At 57.6% G+C, this 15,980-nt stretch carries 12 protein-coding genes; 5 read left to right on the top strand and 7 right to left on the bottom strand.

Annotated elements, in window-relative coordinates; genetic code table 11:
• Positions 1 to 228: 228 nt before the first annotated feature.
• On the bottom strand, positions 229 to 522 hold the full coding sequence (locus VJ464_24610) for a hypothetical protein (GenBank protein HKQ08330.1): 294 nt from the start codon (positions 520 to 522) through the stop codon (positions 229 to 231).
• A 416-nt stretch (positions 523 to 938) separates the two neighbouring features.
• Here VJ464_24610 and VJ464_24605 point away from each other — a divergent pair, with 416 nt between their 5' ends.
• Positions 939 to 1,172 (top strand): helix-turn-helix domain-containing protein, encoded by a 234-nt coding sequence (locus VJ464_24605; protein ID HKQ08329.1) that lies wholly within the window; start codon positions 939 to 941, stop codon positions 1,170 to 1,172.
• Positions 1,173 to 1,281: 109 nt separating this feature from the next.
• Here the strand turns inward: VJ464_24605 and VJ464_24600 are convergent, their stop codons facing one another.
• On the bottom strand, positions 1,282 to 1,572 hold the full coding sequence (locus VJ464_24600) for a hypothetical protein (protein HKQ08328.1): 291 nt from the start codon (positions 1,570 to 1,572) through the stop codon (positions 1,282 to 1,284).
• Between the two features lie 598 nt (positions 1,573 to 2,170).
• Between VJ464_24600 and VJ464_24595 the strand changes: the two genes are divergently transcribed.
• Both VJ464_24595 and VJ464_24590 read left to right on the top strand, forming a co-directional pair.
• The gene (locus VJ464_24595; protein ID HKQ08327.1) at positions 2,171 to 3,016 is read left to right on the top strand and encodes a serine/threonine-protein kinase; all 846 of its coding nucleotides are present in this window, start codon (positions 2,171 to 2,173) and stop codon (positions 3,014 to 3,016) included.
• Between the two features lie 12 nt (positions 3,017 to 3,028).
• Positions 3,029 to 4,207: a hypothetical protein gene (locus VJ464_24590; protein HKQ08326.1), complete on the top strand. Its 1,179-nt coding sequence runs from the start codon at positions 3,029 to 3,031 to the stop codon at positions 4,205 to 4,207.
• Between the two features lie 562 nt (positions 4,208 to 4,769).
• Here VJ464_24590 and VJ464_24585 read toward each other — a convergent pair.
• The 5 genes from VJ464_24585 to VJ464_24565 all read right to left on the bottom strand — a co-directional run bounded on the left by VJ464_24585 (position 4,770) and on the right by VJ464_24565 (position 9,773).
• Positions 4,770 to 5,666: an EamA family transporter gene (locus VJ464_24585; protein HKQ08325.1), complete on the bottom strand. Its 897-nt coding sequence runs from the start codon at positions 5,664 to 5,666 to the stop codon at positions 4,770 to 4,772.
• Positions 5,659 to 6,144, bottom strand: coding sequence for a hypothetical protein (locus VJ464_24580; protein ID HKQ08324.1), 486 nt, complete (start codon positions 6,142 to 6,144; stop codon positions 5,659 to 5,661). The genes VJ464_24585 and VJ464_24580 overlap by 8 nt, the downstream gene beginning before the upstream one ends.
• 104 nt (positions 6,145 to 6,248) lie before the next feature.
• Complete coding sequence (locus VJ464_24575; protein HKQ08323.1) at positions 6,249 to 6,692, bottom strand: GNAT family N-acetyltransferase; 444 nt, start codon at positions 6,690 to 6,692, stop codon at positions 6,249 to 6,251.
• Positions 6,693 to 7,292 (bottom strand): GNAT family N-acetyltransferase, encoded by a 600-nt coding sequence (locus VJ464_24570; GenBank protein HKQ08322.1) that lies wholly within the window; start codon positions 7,290 to 7,292, stop codon positions 6,693 to 6,695.
• Between the two features lie 24 nt (positions 7,293 to 7,316).
• The gene (locus tag VJ464_24565; protein HKQ08321.1) at positions 7,317 to 9,773 is read right to left on the bottom strand and encodes an ABC transporter permease; all 2,457 of its coding nucleotides are present in this window, start codon (positions 9,771 to 9,773) and stop codon (positions 7,317 to 7,319) included.
• Positions 9,774 to 10,025: 252 nt separating this feature from the next.
• On the opposite strand from VJ464_24565, the gene VJ464_24560 reads away from it, so the two are divergent.
• On the top strand, positions 10,026 to 13,268 hold the full coding sequence (locus VJ464_24560) for a S8 family serine peptidase (protein HKQ08320.1): 3,243 nt from the start codon (positions 10,026 to 10,028) through the stop codon (positions 13,266 to 13,268).
• A gap of 170 nt (positions 13,269 to 13,438) precedes the next feature.
• On the top strand, positions 13,439 to 15,910 hold the full coding sequence (locus tag VJ464_24555) for a S8 family serine peptidase (protein HKQ08319.1): 2,472 nt from the start codon (positions 13,439 to 13,441) through the stop codon (positions 15,908 to 15,910).
• Positions 15,911 to 15,980: the final 70 nt, after the last annotated feature.

The following is a 15,980-nucleotide window of genomic DNA, read 5'->3' as shown; positions in this document are numbered from 1 at the left end:
GGTGTGGGGCAAGTGTGATAGGTTGCGCATCAGAGAACTCCTTCGTTGTTGGTGTTGATGGACAATGCCAATTATCACCGAAGGAGTTTCTTTTTCATCCCCCTACAGGCTTCTTTACTTAGCTTGATGCGCATGGGGCGGTCTGCGTGCCGCCCCTGCTCTTATAGACTGGGTGATGGTATTCAACCTTTTGGCGTGCGGTAATCGGCTTAGTGCATAAATGGCAGGTCATAATTCAAAACCTCCCATCCGCAAGCCACGCTCGCATTTGAAGTGTGAGCAGGTAGGATGCTCACAGGCTTTCTTGATGAGGACGCCAGAAACGTTCTTCGCGCCGCGCCAGGCTGCATCTTCAAGCTGGCTTTCGAGTTCTTCAGACCACTCCTGATAGCCTTCTTCGGCCATCAAGCGCATCACTTCGTCATGCTCAGACTCGGTGACGCTGTAGAGTTCTTCGCTATAGCGTTCAGCATCAAACTTGTTGTATCCTGTCATTGCGTAAATCGCTTTCTCCCTGTTCAAGCAGGGGGATATTCAAGGCTCAGGTGCTATCAACACTTGAGCCTTTACCTTTTCTTGCCTGACTTCTTTCCGGTGCGTGTTGTCAGCGGGAGAGTGTCTTACTCGTGCCTGCCTTGCGCTCGTCGCTACCTTGCTGTGCCTCTCGGTGCGGCTTTCGCCGTATCCCTTTCGCTTCGCGCTTCGTTGGAGTGTGGCGAACGGCTAAGACCGCCTTTCTGCCTGCCACTCTGTTTCAATCAACCTTATAAAAAGATTGTATCGCATACGATATGAATCAACAAGATAATTATATTGATTGCGATACGAATTAGTATCAATAGATTTCATCGCGCGCGATATGAATAAAGTGTTATGATGGCATCGCAAGCGATACGATCTGATTGCTTGGCGATGGACGCTTTGCTAGATTGGTGAACATGAAAAAAGGAGAAGAAAAGATGCTTACGGTTGAAGAAGCTGCTAACAAGCTCGGCGCTGCGGTTGTGAGCGTTCGAGTGTGGGCGCGCACAGGGCGCTTTCCAGGCGCACAGCGCGAGGATTCCCCGCGTGGCCCTTATTGGCTCATACCTGAAAGCGCGCTTGAGGGGTTCCAGATGAGCAAGCCCGGCCCGAAGCCTGGTAGTAAGCGGAAAGGCAAAATTAAAGAGTGAGCTTTAGACTGCTAGATAGGGTCTAAGCCAACCAAGAAAGACATGGCCTTCCAGTTTTACAATTAATCTCAACCGGGGCCTTGTTAAGCTGCTCTGCTTAACAACCGTCTTATTTCTCTTCAGGTTTCTCCTTTGGTCGGCGGCCTTCCTTCAGTTCTTCTACCTCTTCAACGCGCTTAAAGAACTGAGGGTCTTGCATCTTTATCAGAGCGTATATTCCGGCGCGTACTATCTCACTTTTTGTTATGTCTACGGGCCTATTACTTTTCCCCAGAGCTAATCGCTGATAGCGTAGACGTAGGTTTTCTATCTGCTCAACATCTTCTAGCACTAAGCTGAATTGGCAGCCCTTAGCCCTCTTCTGTAGCTTAGGATTTTCCTCGTCGGATTTTGGCTTCATAGGCTCACCCAGGCCAATCATTATAGCCTATGCTTGAAGTTTGGCTATATATTATTTTCTATGTTGATAGTTAATAGAGTATTTAGAATATTGTGTACAAACTCCAACGATTGTGTTTTAATAGCCGTGCGTATATTATTCGCGACCTATTTACTTATGTATACACGCGAATCAGACTTGGTAAGAGATTTTGTTAGCCTTTTGCGTAGCAACTTTACGCCTTGGCCTGACTTGGATGTAGCCTTTGAGTTCGATTACCAAGCGGGTAGGGTTGACGTTATTGGCGCTAACATCTTTAGAGACTTATTCTCGTTTGAAGCCAAACTGACTCGCTGGCGCGAGGCGCTACATCAAGCCTATAGAAACACCTCGTTTTCGCATCACTCTTATGTAGTCTTACCGGAATCAACGGCGCAAAAAGCAATTGCCTACTGTCATGAGTTTGAAATTAGAGAGGTCGGCCTTTGCTCGGTGGGTCACAGCGGAATTGTACTTGAGATTCCGTCCTCTCGACAGCATCCAATCTTGACTTGGCTAACAGGGAATGCGTTAGAATACATCATCCAGGTAAATAAGACCAAGTTAGCCAGTGAGGCGCATGACACAGAACCAGCCTTCAATGCCGCTGATTGCCGAGGAGTTCAGCAAGTCCAATAACTATAAGAGTGTATCTTTCGCAGGACAGGGCGCGTTCAAGGAAACCTACAGAGTCATAACAGATCAAGGCTCACCTTTAGCACTAAAGCTGCTGAATCCCGCAAAAGGCAATCTTGCTCGCTCAGAACGCGAGATTGAAGCAATGAAGCGATGTGATTCACCGCACATAGCAAAACTATATGATTCAGGTAAATACATTGCTTCTGATGGGATCGAATACATCTATTCGATTGAAGAATATCTTGATGGCGGCACCTTAACTGACAAATTAACTGGCAAGATGGCCCCAGACGTGGTTCGCCATTACGGACTATTCCTAGCGCAAGCTCTCAAACATCTAGCAGCTCTTAACTTGGTTCATCGAGACATTAAACCGGACAATATAATGTTTAGGTTAAGTTCAGATGATCCTGTCTTAGTAGATTTAGGTGTTGTCCGCGACCTGTCTCAAATCTCATTAACACAAACTTGGCTAGATCGAGGGCCTGGAACGCCGTACTATGCGGCCCCAGAGCAGTTGAACAATCAAAAGCATTTGATTGACTGGCGAACAGATCAATTCAGCTTAGGCGTGGTTTTAGGTATCTGTCTGACAGGGGAACATCCTTTTGCCCAACAGTCTCAGATGGACCCTGTAACAGCCGTTGGCCAGAGAAAATCATGTCGGCCTGAATTTAAGGATGAAGCGGTTAAGCTTGGTCTGCCTAACCTCATTAAGATGGTACAACCCTGGTCCGTTCATAGATTTCAAATGCCGGATGATTTAATAAAAAGCTTTCAAAGCTGATGGAGGGAAACTATGGCCGCATACTTTCAAATGGGTGACAGGACAGAGAACCTAGTGGGCGAAACTGATCTGGATGATTTTACAGGCATTATCCTTAGTCCAATCAATCGCAAGCCTGAACAATTACTGAAAGATGTTTCTACGTTTCAAAATAAAGATAAATATAAAATAGATTACGATATTATCTTAGACCCTCAGTTATACGTTCCGCGAGGCAACCGTGGACATCTTCCAGAGTATACCTATTTCCCTACAATGTTCGACACGCTTGATTCTTCGACAGCCTCCTATTGGGAAAAACTATCTGTCGATCTCAGCGACTACGCAAAACCATTAAGTGTTAATGCTGTAGCGTCACCTGCGATAGTACCTAATGTCTGGTCTGATGACTATTACGCCAACTGCGTTCAAGGCTTCAAAGTGATGGCTGATAAGTTAAGCGGCACTGATAAGCGACCGCTATTCACCTTAATTGTAGGGTTTGCTGAAATGGAAAGCCGGGATTATGTTTTGAATCTTGCCTCAATTGTATCCGGTACGAATCCAAGCGGTTATTATCTCATAATTAAAAGCGACTTCCTGCCAAGACGCGAAATGGTTGGGGAAATGCAGTTGGCCGGTATTATGGAGTTGATAAACGCTCTTGAAGCTACCGGAAAGCCCGTTCTAGTCTCTCATTGTGACTCTGAAATGCTCTTGTTCAAAGCGGCTGGCGCAAAACACTGTGCTACAGGTAAGAATTTTAATCTTCGGAGATTTACCAAATCGAGATATGAAGATAAATCTGGGGGTAAGGGACAGGCTGCATATTGGTTTGAGCAAAGTATCCTAGCATATATTCAGGAGGCAGATATTGGCCGATTACAAAGGAGAGGACTGACTCACCTTTTAGGCGTAGGATACTCCAATAATCACTGGTCAGCAAAAATCCTAACCCTCATCAGCAATCCTCTACATAAAGAGGCATGGGTTAAACTTGGGGCGCGTCAGTACCTAGCTTGGTTTGGAAAAACAGAAAAGGCCCTAACAGAGCCAGATGCCACGGCAACCGTAGAGGATATTTTATTGACAGCCGAAGGCAATTGGGCAGAGCTTAAAACCAATAGGTTCATATTTAGTCATCCGCTTAATGATGGGCTTTGGGTTCGAGATTGGAGACTGGGTTTAGATGAGTATAGCACACGATTGTAGCAGTCTAGCCGTTCCTTCCTAGATTCTACCTTTACGCCTTGCCTGTTGGATTTTTTTAGCAGGCGGGTGGTTTTTTTTGCAGGAATAGTTCGTTAGCAGTTTTTTAGCAAAGCCAAACTAATCTGCCTCGCTTCAAAACGTCGCCTGAATCCCAAGCTCATAGCTGGACTGAATCAAGGAGCACAGATTGTGCGCCAGGAACTTGCAAAGCATCTCGTTGGCCTGCGATTCTGACAGCAACCCTGACAGCAGACAGGCTAAGACGCTATGGAAACAGGTGGACGGGGCAACACATAAATCATTGATTCTTGAATTGAGCTTGCAGGATTTACGTTACAAAATTGTGCCGTAGATTGTGCCGTAACCCCTTCGGATTCTCCAGCTAACTGCTGATTTTTCAGTAATCCTCAGTAATACTTCAAGTCACGGCACAATCGCGGCAACCTCACTGACAACAATCACTTAGAAGCACTCAGTAGCACTCAGTCGTCTTCCGCTTCGCCTTCGGGCACGATGGCGACCTCCAATTTTTTTTGGCTGCTCTCCATCGCACCTGTTGAGCTTAAATTTTAGCCGGGGCTAATTGATCTCGGCTATTGATGAGTGTGTGGGCGACGACGGTCAAAAGGATGATCGCCCCACCAATCATCGCCAATCGGCTCGGCCTCTCGCCAACCACCAGAAAAACCCACACAGGGTTTAAGAGCGGCTCAACGAAACCGATGATGCTGGCATCGAAGGGCCGCACCCCGCCCGCCATCCCATAGGTGAAAAGAATATAAGCAATACCGATTTGAATGACTCCGAGGTATAAGATCGCAACGACATCCTTGCTGGTTGGCTGTGGCGGGTGGAGCGCCAGAAACGGCAGCATGAATAGCACCACCAGGAGATTGCCGTAAAAAGCCGACACCGCCGCGTTCTTACTTTCCAGCGAGCGCCGATGGCGCAGCAGGATGAAATAGAGCGCAAACAACACGCCTGACGCTAACGCCACGAGGTTGCCGATAAACATATTGGGGGCAAGCTTGTCTTCCGCGTTTGGCCTATCCCAAAAGAACAAGCTCATGCCTGCGAGGCATAAAACGACGGTCAGCAGGTCAATGCCGCGAAAGCGATCCTTCAGGATCAGCGGCGAAAGCATCAATATGTAAATGGGCGCGGTGTATTGTAAGAAGATCGCGTTGGCGGCGGTCGTCGCCTTGGTGGCGTAGACAAAAGAGATCAGAATTCCCGCGAAAAGCAGCGAGGTCAGGAAAGTAAAAGGGCTCAGCTTTAGCCCCTTTCTGTAGGTGAAAATGCCGATGGTGATGACCGCAAAGAGCGAGCGACCGCAGTTGACCGCGAACGCATCAACGGTCGTCATTTTGATGAAGAGCCCGCCCGTGCTCCACAGTAACACCGCAAATAAAACGAAGAGGACGGGCGGCAGTGTCGTCGTTGCTTTTTGTCTATGCACCCACGCCTTTTGCCTTTGCCCGCGGCGAAACCTTCTTGACGACGAATAAGAGTCCAGAGCCGATGAGCCACCCGACCAGCGGGCCGATGACTAAGCCGACAATCAAATGCGCCGACACGTGCAGCCAGGTCTTGCCGTCGGTTCCGCCGCTGTACTCGGGCGCGCTAAAGACGTTGTCTGTGTGCGTGAAAATCGCGATGACGATGCCCGCAACAACGATGCCCTGCGAGACCACGCTTTGAACAAAGACGAGCGGCAGCAGTTGCTTGTAGCTACCGAAGCCGGTCGTGTGGACGCGAATGGCATAGTAGATCAGGCCGAGCAGGGCAACGACAGAGATGCTGAGCCACCTGGTCGCCGAATTGGAAACGCCGGCCAGCGACAGGATCAATCGTCCGAGACCCACAGCCAGAATCAACAGCAGGATCGCCCGCTGAAATTTGAGGTACTGCGAAAGGGTTTTGCCGAATATCGTCATGGTTCCTCCTGAGATGGAATGCTCGTGAGCGCAGGCGTTATATCACGCGCAGGGTTGCCGGGGCAATCGAATCAGTTGGAGGAGCGGCAACTCACCGACGGTCACTACGCCAGCAGCTTGATGAATCGCTTGGGCTGCTCGGAATAGCCTGCGCGGATGTAAAAGCGGTGTGCCGCTTCGCGCTGCGCGCCGCTGCTGACTTCGATGCGCTCGCAGCCCCATTGCCGGAAAATCGCTTCCGCCGCTTCGAGCAGTCTGCCGCCGATGCCGCGCCCGCGATACTCGTCTGACACCACGAGCGTTGAAATGCGACCGTCCGCCGGGCGATGCAAGAAGCGTGTGCGATGCAGCACGACCAGAGCAATGGCCTTTGCCTGATCGACGGCGACCAGGATGCAATCGCCGGCCTCAGTGAGGGCGTTGAGCCGCTCCCGCGCAGTTGCCGCAGTGGTGGAATAGCCAAGCTCACCCACGAGTGAAGCCAGCGCTTCCGCATCGGCTTGGCGCGCCGGTCGAATGCTGATTGCCTCGCTATCGTGCTCTGCCATTTACATCACCTGATGGCGGGCTAAGCGCAGCTCCAGATGCCGCTTCACGTCAGGCCATTCAGCGGCAAGGATGCTGTAGATGAAGCTGTCCCGCACCGTCCCGTCGCGTCGCGCTGTGTGATGGCGGAGAACGCCATCCCGCTTGGCCCCCAGCGCTTCAATCGCGCGCTGCGAAGCCAGGTTGAAGTTGTCCGTGCGCAAGCCCACCACTTTGCAGCCAAGCGTGTCGAACGCGTGGCCGAGCAGCACCAGCTTGCAGGTCGTGTTGACAGCGGTGCGTTGCCAGCGCTTGCCGTACCACGTGTAACCGATCTCGACGCGGTCAATCGCGGCGACGATGTCATGATAACGCGTGCTGCCGATGACCGCGCCGCTCTCCAGCTCGCGCACCACCCACGGCAGCATGTGGCCCTCGCGTTGCCCCGCGAGCGCGCTGGTGATGTAGGCATGTGTCTCCTTCGGTTCTGGAATCCATGTGAACCACAGCTCCCACAGCCTGCCGTCAGCCGCGGCCGCAGCCAGCCCCTCCTCGTGCTCATAACCGAGAGGCTCCAGCCGTACGCCGTGGCCCTCAAGTGTGACCGGGTGGATGTTGATCATATTGGCCTTTCCATGGCTTTCATTTCATTCATAGCGTAAGGCGATGATCGGCTCGACCTTTGATGCGCGGCGCGCCGGCAGATAGCTCGCCAGCAAGGCAATCCCGCCCAGCAATGCCGAGACCAGCACAAAGGTCAAACGGTCGGTGGCGCTGACCGCAAAGAGCAGGCTGGCCATCAGCCGCGTCAATCCAAAGGCCGCCGTCAGCCCCGTGGCAATCCCCGCCGCTACCAATAGCGACGCTTGTCGGATAACCAGTCGCAAGATGTTTCTTTGCTCGGCGCCTAATGCCATGCGGATGCCGATCTCGTGCGTGCGCTGGGTGACCCAGTAACTCATCACGCCATAGATGCCTGTGACCGCAAGCAACAGCGCGAGCGCCGCAAACACCCCCAGTAACCGCATCGAGAAGCGTCGCCGCGCCAGCGCCTCGTAGAGTCGCTGATCCATCGTCGAGACTTCAAAGACCGGCAGCTCCGGGTCAAGCGCATGAATTTCGTCGCTGGCCGCCGCAGTCAGCTTCACAGGGTCGGATGAAACGCGCGCGATGACGTAGCGCGTCCCGACAGGAATTTGATTGACCGGGTAATAAACGCGAATCAGCGGCTCGTCTTCCGCACTGAATTCTTTCTCGTAGCGCACCACCCCGACCACCGTGCGCCACGAGCCGCTGCCGCGCTTGACGCGCTTGCCAATCGGGTCCTGGCCGGGCCAGAAGCGCTCGGCCAGGTGTTCGTCAACAATCGCCACTTCGGGCGAGCCCTTCTTATCGCGCTCGTCGAAGGTTCTCCCCCTGGTCAAAGGGATGCCGAGCGTCTGGAAATAATCAGGGCTGATGAATCCCTCATTCGAGATGATCAATTCCTGTGCGTCCTTCGGCACGTAGCCGTCGATCTGAAGCGGCCCCCAGCCGAGCGCGTTCGAGCTGAGCGGCAACAGGTAGCTAGTCGCCACGGTTTCGACGCCGGGCAGCGCCTGCACGCGTTCGCTGAGCCGTTGATAAAAAGCGATCACGGCGTCGGCGTTGGGATAACGGGTCGCGGGCAAGGCCAGCCGCAGCGATAAGACGTTGTGGGTGTCGTAACCGGGGCTGGCGTTGGCGATGCGCTGATAGGAGCGAATCAACAGCCCCGCGCCGATCAATAGCACCAGCGAGAGCGCCACTTCAGCGACGACCAGCAGGTTGCGAATATGCCAGGGGCCGCGGCCCAACGCGCCGCCGGTCGAGCGCCGCCCGCCATCCTTTAGCACTTCGTTGAGATCGACTCGTGAAGCGCGCAATGCCGGAATCAATCCGAAGACTACGCCGGTCAGCAGCGACACCAGGAAGGTGAAGCCAAGCACGCGGCCATCTATGCCGACTTCGTTCAAGCGCGGAATGCTGGCCGCGCCGAATACCCGCAAGGCTTTCACAGTAACGACGGCCATCAGCAGACCTAAAAGCCCGCCCGCCAGCGCGAGCAGCACGCTTTCCGTCAGCAGTTGCCGCAGCAGCCGCAAGCGCCCGGCGCCGACCGCCGCGCGAATGGCGATCTCTTTTTGCCGCGTCGCGGCGCGCGCCAGCAAGAGGTTGGCGACATTGGCGCAGGCGATCAACAAGACAAAGCCGACCGCGCCGAACAGCACAAACAGCGCCAGCCGCAGGCCGCCTACGACTTGCGAAAGCAAGGGGACGACACTCAGCGTCAGCCCGCCATCTTTCGGATAAGCTGCCGGGTATTGCTGCTTCATCTGCTCGGCCAGCAGATCCATTTCGGCTTGCGCCTCAGCAGCCGTCACGCCCGGCTTCAGCCTGGCAAAGATGTTGTAGTCTTCGTGGCCGCGATCCGCGCGGTCGCTATCGCTCATCGGCAACGGCAACAGGACCTCGGCTTTTTGAATGCCGTTGACGGTCGGCATGATCTCTTTGCTCAAGCCAAAATCCGCGGCCATCACGCCGACAATCGTAAAGCTCTTATCGTTCAAGACCAGCGATTGGCCGATGACCTCTGTGTCAGAGCCAAAGCGGCGCTGCCAGAACCCGTGACTGAGAATGACCGTCAGCGGCTTGCCCTTCTCGTCTTCTTCCGGCAAGAAAGCGCGGCCGAGCAAGGGTCGAGCGCCAAAGAGCGGAAAGAGCGAAGCCGACACCCGCGCGCCTTCGACGTGTTCGGGCGTCCCGCGGCCTGTGAAGTTATAGCTGCCGCCGAGCGTCGCCGCGACCTGCTCGAAGACATGATTTTCGGCCTTGATGTCGAGGTATTGGCCCGGCGAAAACCAATCCTGCACGACGTTCAAACCGGGCGAGCGATTCCACAGGATGACCAGACGGTCGGCGTCTTTGTAAGGCAGCGGGCGCAGCAAAAGGGCGTTGGTGACGCTGAAGATGGCGCTGTTCGCGCCGATGCCGATGGCCAGTGAAAGAATGGCCGCCGCCGTAAAGCCGCGCTTTTTTGCCAGCGCGCGAGCGCCATAACGCAGGTCTTGCCACAGGGTTTCCATCGGCGACCTCTTGCTTCGACCGAGTTGATTGAGCCGGATAGGGCACATCTGACGGCAGGCATATTCTACTGATTTCCCGCGGCTTCGTCATCTTCCTATCGCCTATTCAGGAGCCTATTTAGCCGCCGCGGCCAACCCTTCAAGCTTAGTTCAAGAATTTTTCAATGCGCTTTGCCTACCGTAGAGGCGCAACGATAAAACCGGCTCGCAGTAATCCGGGTCGCTTCAATATCGCAGACGGAGATTCAAGCCATGACTAAAGCCATCCGATTTCGACACGCGCTTCTCGCGCTCGCGGCAGTGATCGCGCTGGGCCTGGTGCTGGCCACCCGCGCCCCGTTCACTCCTCATGTGAGCGCGCAATCGTCATTGACCTCGATCATCGTCCAGCTCGCAGGCGACCCGGTCGTTGTCGCCAAAGCCAGGGCGCAAGCCGCCGGGCAGAGCTTTAATGCCGACGCCTATCGCCAACAAGTCATCAATGAACAGCAGCAGTTTCTGACCCGCCTGACGGCTGCCGGCGTGGCGTATACGATCTCCAGCGTCAGCGCTCCCAATGGGCCGCTGACGCCGACCATCCAGTTCCGTTTCAACTACGTCTTCAACGGCATGGCGCTGGACGTGCCGTCGGCGGCGGTGCCGACGATTGCCGCCCTGCCGGGCGTCGCCAATGTGACGCCGAATAGCCAGGTTAAGGTTCATCTCGACCACGCCGTTGATTACACGACGGCGCCGCAGCTCTACGGCAATCCGCCGCGCCTGACGCAGTTCGACACGCTCAACACCGGCGGCCTCGAAGGCGATGGCGTCAACATCGCCGTCGTTGACACCGGCGTTGATTGGTCGCACGAAATGTTTGGCGGCGACCCGACGCCGCCGCAGTACGGCGTAGCGCCGCCGGTTGCCGCGCTCAATACCAATAAGAAAGTCATCTACTACATGAATTTTACCGCCGGCCCCGTCGGCATCGGCGATGACTTCGGCCACGGCACGCACGTCGCCGCCGACTGCGCGGGCTATCGCGGCTTTGCGCCCGGCCCCGACGGCCTGCCGGGGACTGCCGATGACCTGGCCATTCATGGCGTCGCGCCGCAGGCCAAGATCATGGCTTACAAAGCGCTGACCGCCGCCGGCACAGGAGTGGTCGCTTCCATCGTCGCTTGCATCGAAGACGCCGTGCAGCCGCGCACCATCACAGGCCAGCCGAAGCCGGTCGCCCACGTCATCAACCTCAGTCTCGGCGGCACCGGCAACGAGAGTTCTGCCGATTCAATCGCCAGCGACAATGCGGCGCTCGCGGGCGTCATCGTCGTCGCCTCTGCCGGCAACAGCGGCCCCGGCGAAGGCACGGTTGGCGACCCGGCGGCGGGCCGTCGCGTCATCGCCGTCGGCGCTAACATCGATCCCGGAGCCGGCCCGAACAGCGTTGATGAAGTCGGCGGCGGTCGCACGGGGTTGTACGCCTTCCCGCTCGATGGCGCGGCGCCCATCACGGCGGACATCACCAATAACTATGTCTTCTGCGGGCTGGCCGACACGCCCGATCAGGTGCCCGATTCCGTGAGTGGCAAGATCGCCCTCATCCAGCGCGGCAGCACCGTCAGCAACGACACGGCGGGCTCGGGAACCGGGTTGTTCTCTAACAAAGCGGCGCTGGCCGCCGCCAAGGGCGCGGTCGCGGCGATCATCTATAACAACGTAGACGGCGAGCTAACTGCCGCGACGACGCGCAAGGCCATTATCCCTGTGCTCGGCATGTCGAAAGCCAACGGCGAATACTTGAAGATGGCTATCGGCTCGACCGCTGCCGGGGCGCTCTCGGCCAAGCAGATTCGCATCAACAAAGCCTTACTGTTCAACCCGTCAATGGCGGATTTCAGCTCGCGCGGCCCGCTGGCTTCATTCGGTCAGGTCAAGCCGGATGTCACCAACCCCGGCGTTTCGATCCTCTCGGCCACGGTCGCCGTCGGCGGCGCCGAAACCAACCAGTCAACGATGTTCGATCCGACGCGTTACATCTCGGCGTCGGGCACGAGCTTCAGCGGCCCGATCACCGCCGGTTGCGCGGCGTTGATTCGCCAGAAACACCCGGACTGGACGCCTTCGATGGTGCGCGCGGCGCTGGTCAACACGGCGACCAACCTGCGCCAGCCGAACGGCACGCCTGTGGCTGACGGCGTGAATTCGATCAACGAACAGGGCGGCGGTCTGGTCGCGGCGGCGGCGGCGGCGCAGGCCAAAGCCTTGATGGGCGTAGGCACGCCCGCCCCCGCAGGCACTGTGCTGCCGCGCAGCTACGGCATTTTCACGCAGACCTCGGCGGGCAATCCCGATTTCACGCCGAGCTACAGCTTCGGCGCGGTGCCGATTGCCAACGTCATGGGCACGGCGACGCTCTCGCAGCAAGTGACGATCTTCGACGCCACCAGCGGCGGCGGCGCGGGCGTCTATCAAGTCGGCGTTTCGTCTGTGCGCGGCGTTGACGGCTCGACCTTCAGCGCGACGATTACCGACGCCAGCGGCAACTCGATCTCTTCAGTGACCGTGCCGCCGAGCGGCTCGGCCAGCTTCTATGTCAAGACGGTCGCCAACGGCGCGGGCATCGCCGTAGACGGCACGCAGTTCCAATGGTACGTCAACGCAAGCCGCATGGACGGCGGCCAGAACCTGCGCATGCCGGTCTACTATCGCGCCGTGCGCCCGACCATCGCGATGAGCGCGCCGACGCTCAACGCGCCGGTTGATACCGAAGTCAGCGGCAACCCTCCCGTTGACATCAACGGCACGTACTCGCTGACTTACACCTACGCCGGCTCGCCTGCGCCCGCGCAGTTCCGCGTCGAAGAGCAGAAGGACAATGGCGGATTCACTCGCCTCGCCGACGTGAGCCAGGCGTCGTTTGCCATCAGCAATCGCGGCAACGGCGCTTACAACTACCGCGTGTCGGGGCTGTTCACCGTGCAGTATGGTTTGCTGCAAGGCCCCGCGAGCGCCGTACAGACCGTGCAGGTGAATCGCCGCCTCGAAGCCGATGTCACCTCGCTGATTCAAACGGCGGTGTCGAATGTCAGCCTCGCCGCCGGCATCTTCGAGTTCGATCAGACGTTGCGGAACATCTCATCGAATCAGACCATCCTGCCGCCGCTGCGCTTTAACATCACGGCGATTCAATCAACCAGTGGCACGGTACGCGTCGCTAACGCCGACAACGGCGGCAACGGCGTCGACAGCAATGCGGTCTTCGATTACTCGAACGCGCTCGGCACGGATCGCGCGCTCACCGTGGGAGAGGTGAGCGGCAGCCATCATTTGAAGTTCAGCGACCCGGCAGCCGAGCTGTTCCAGTTCACGGCGGTCGTCAAGGGGCAGTTCCCCGACCCGGCATTTACCGCGATGGCCCGGCAGGCCGGCAGCGGCGGCAAGCACTTCAAGGTGAAGCTGCACTTCGTCGCCGACCCGGCGAGCGGCACCGTGCAACTCACGGGCGTCGAATAATCAAGGGCTAAGGGCCGACTCGAAAAGGGTCGGCCCTTAAAATTTTGGCCAGCAACGACAAAGGTTTATGGCTCCGGCGTCCGCGTTCAAGGTTATTTCAAGAATCGCTCAATGCCTCTGGGGAAAATGGCTGGTGTAAGGCCGGACAAGCGATCCGTGATGGAGGGGATATGAGATTCCGACACCTGCTACTGGCTCTCGCAATGATGCTGATGACGTTGGCGGCGCAGGCCACGGCGGCTCCGAAGATAGACCCGGAGCTGGCCGCCCGCCTCAGCGTCGCGCAAGCCGACACGCGGCTCGGTGTCGTTCTCACCTTCACCGGCAACACCATCACCGACACGCAGGTGGCAGCGGTGCGCGCCCTCGGCGTCAGCAACGGCGTCCGCATGCAGAATTTTCCGATCATGGGCGTGACCGCCACCCCGCCGCAGATTCAGCAGATGATGGGCTGGCCGCAGTTGCGCTCGATCTACCTGAACGCGCCGCTTCAGCTTCAGCTCAATCAATCGAAGCCGCTGATTGGCATCACGCGGCTTCGTCAAGACGCGGCGCTGACGGCGCGCAACGGCGGCTTGCCGGTGTCGGGTCGCGGCATCACCATCGCCATCAACGACTCAGGCATTGACGGCTCGCATCAAGACCTCAGCTTCAACCCGCTCAACCCGCAAGCCGGCAAGACGATTCAGAATGTCATCGTCAACCCGAATGATCGCGAAGGCTTGCCCGTGCGCCTCGACGCCCTCGGCAACCCGGTCGAAGGCATCCTGCCGGTGAGCTATGTCGAGAACGTCATTAACACAGACACCAACGTCGGCCACGGCACACACTGCGCCAGCATCGCCGCCGGCAGCGGCCAGGCGAGCGGCGGGCTTTACAGTGGCGTCGCGCCGGGCGCCAAGCTCGTCGGTTTAGGGTCGGGCGCGGTGATCTTCGTGCTCGGACAGGTAGCGGCTTTCGATTACGCTTACACGCAGCAGTTCACTTACAACATCCGCATCGTCAGTTGCTCGTGGGGCAACTCGGCGGTCGCCGTTGACCCCGATCACCCGGTCAATGTCGCCAGCAAGAAGCTGCACGATGAAGCCAACATCGTCGTCGTCTTCGCCAACGGCAACGACGGCCCGCGCCCGAATTCGCAGAACCGCTGGGCCTCCGTGCCGTGGATCATCAGCGCCGGCGCGTCCACCAAAGACGGGCGGCTGGCGGGCTTTTCGTCGCGCGGCATCTTTGGCGATCCGGTGATTCATCCGACGCTGCTGACGCCCGGCACCGGCGGGCCGTCGAATCAAGGCTACACCTCGGCCATCATCGCCGCCCGCGCCAGCACTAACCTGGTCGCCAACGGCGCCGACGCCGACACGCAGATTCCAACGGCGTTCCTGCCGTTCTACACGCAGATCAGTGGCACTTCGATGGCCTGCCCGCATCTGGCCGGCGTCATCGCCAACATCCTCGAAGCCAATCCGTCGCTTTCGCCCGACGAGGTGAAGACGATCCTTGAGCGCACGGCGACGCCGCTTGCGACCTACGACCAGTTTGAAGTCGGCGCCGGACTGGCGAACGCCCACGCCGCCGTAGACCTCGCCTTCAACGCGCAGAAGCCTTACGGCAACTTCGGCTTCACCGGCAAGGGGCTGACGGTTCAACAACAGGACGGCGGCGCGTTTACGGGCACAGTGCCATCGGGCAGCTCGACGGCGCACACCTTCACCGTGCCGCCGAACACGCGCTTCACTTTCGTGCAGCTCGATTGGGACGGCGCGGTCGGCGAAGGCCAGGTCATCGTTGATAACACCAACCTCGCCATCAACGATCTGGCGTTGAGCGTTTTGAAAGGCAGCGCCACCGTCGCCAGCTCTGACGAGTTGAACCTCGCGGCGTTTTATGGCTCGCGCGAAGCGTTGAAGATGGAATTCCCGGCGGCGGGCACCTACACGGCGCAGGTCAGCGGCGGGATTGCGGGACTGGCGCAGCCGGTTGATCAACCCTATCGCCTGACGATCACGCATTTCATCTATGACCCGAATCAAGTGGGAGACGTTAACGGTCTCGACGACGCGACGCGGACGAAAGCGCTGCGGCTGGTCTATGACCGCGTGATGTTCACAGACAATGGTGCGTTCCGGCCCGCCGACCCGCTCAAGCGCATCGAGCTAGCGCGCGCTGTGATGTTCGGGGCGCGCGTGATGCAGTACCTGCCGGCACAGCCGAGCTTCGTTGACGTGACGCCCGGAAGCTCGGACGCGCTGGTCGTCGAATCGCTCAAGCGCGACGGCGTGATGGGGCTCGACGGCGCGGCCTTCGGGCCGGGGACGCAGGTGGCGCGGTTAGAGCTGGCGGTGGCGCTGGTTCGCGCCTTGCGCCTCGACGCGCAAGCCAGGGCGCTCGCCGGCAGCAACGTCACCAGCAATGGTCAGGTGCTGGTTGATAACGCGCAGATACCCACACAACTGCGCGGCTACGTGCAACTGGCGCTCGACCGCGGCGTGCTGCAAGCCTTCCCCGCCGAGCTGCGCGAGGTCGCGCCGGGACAGTATCAAGCGGTGCCCGGCCCGCGCTTCGAGCCGACGACGGTGGTGAAGCGCACAGACTTTCTCAACCCCATGCTAAAAGTAATCAACATTATGTTCGGCGAATGACGGACTGCCCTCCGCGTGGCGCGAGCCCTCGGACTCGCGCCACGGCCTATTCCTCACTGCTTTTTTCAGG

Source organism: Blastocatellia bacterium (assembly GCA_035275065.1).
Classification (GTDB): Bacteria; Acidobacteriota; Blastocatellia; order UBA7656; family UBA7656; genus DATENM01.
Note: the sequence above shows the minus strand (reverse complement) of the source record. Positions and strands in the feature narration are given on the sequence as shown.

Bases quoted from the DNA above. Each gene is read 5' to 3' on its own strand.
- VJ464_24605 (HKQ08329.1), top strand. From the start codon at position 939: ATGAAAAAAGGAGAAGAAAAGATGCTTACGGTTGAAGAAGCTGCTAAC.
- VJ464_24600 (HKQ08328.1), bottom strand. From the start codon at position 1,572: ATGAAGCCAAAATCCGACGAGGAAAATCCTAAGCTACAGAAGAGGGCT.
- VJ464_24595 (HKQ08327.1), top strand. From the start codon at position 2,171: ATGACACAGAACCAGCCTTCAATGCCGCTGATTGCCGAGGAGTTCAGC.
- VJ464_24590 (HKQ08326.1), top strand. From the start codon at position 3,029: ATGGCCGCATACTTTCAAATGGGTGACAGGACAGAGAACCTAGTGGGC.
- VJ464_24580 (HKQ08324.1), bottom strand. From the start codon at position 6,144: ATGACGATATTCGGCAAAACCCTTTCGCAGTACCTCAAATTTCAGCGG.
- VJ464_24575 (HKQ08323.1), bottom strand. From the start codon at position 6,692: ATGGCAGAGCACGATAGCGAGGCAATCAGCATTCGACCGGCGCGCCAA.
- VJ464_24570 (HKQ08322.1), bottom strand. From the start codon at position 7,292: ATGATCAACATCCACCCGGTCACACTTGAGGGCCACGGCGTACGGCTG.
- VJ464_24565 (HKQ08321.1), bottom strand. From the start codon at position 9,773: ATGGAAACCCTGTGGCAAGACCTGCGTTATGGCGCTCGCGCGCTGGCA.
- VJ464_24560 (HKQ08320.1), top strand. From the start codon at position 10,026: ATGACTAAAGCCATCCGATTTCGACACGCGCTTCTCGCGCTCGCGGCA.
- VJ464_24555 (HKQ08319.1), top strand. From the start codon at position 13,439: ATGAGATTCCGACACCTGCTACTGGCTCTCGCAATGATGCTGATGACG.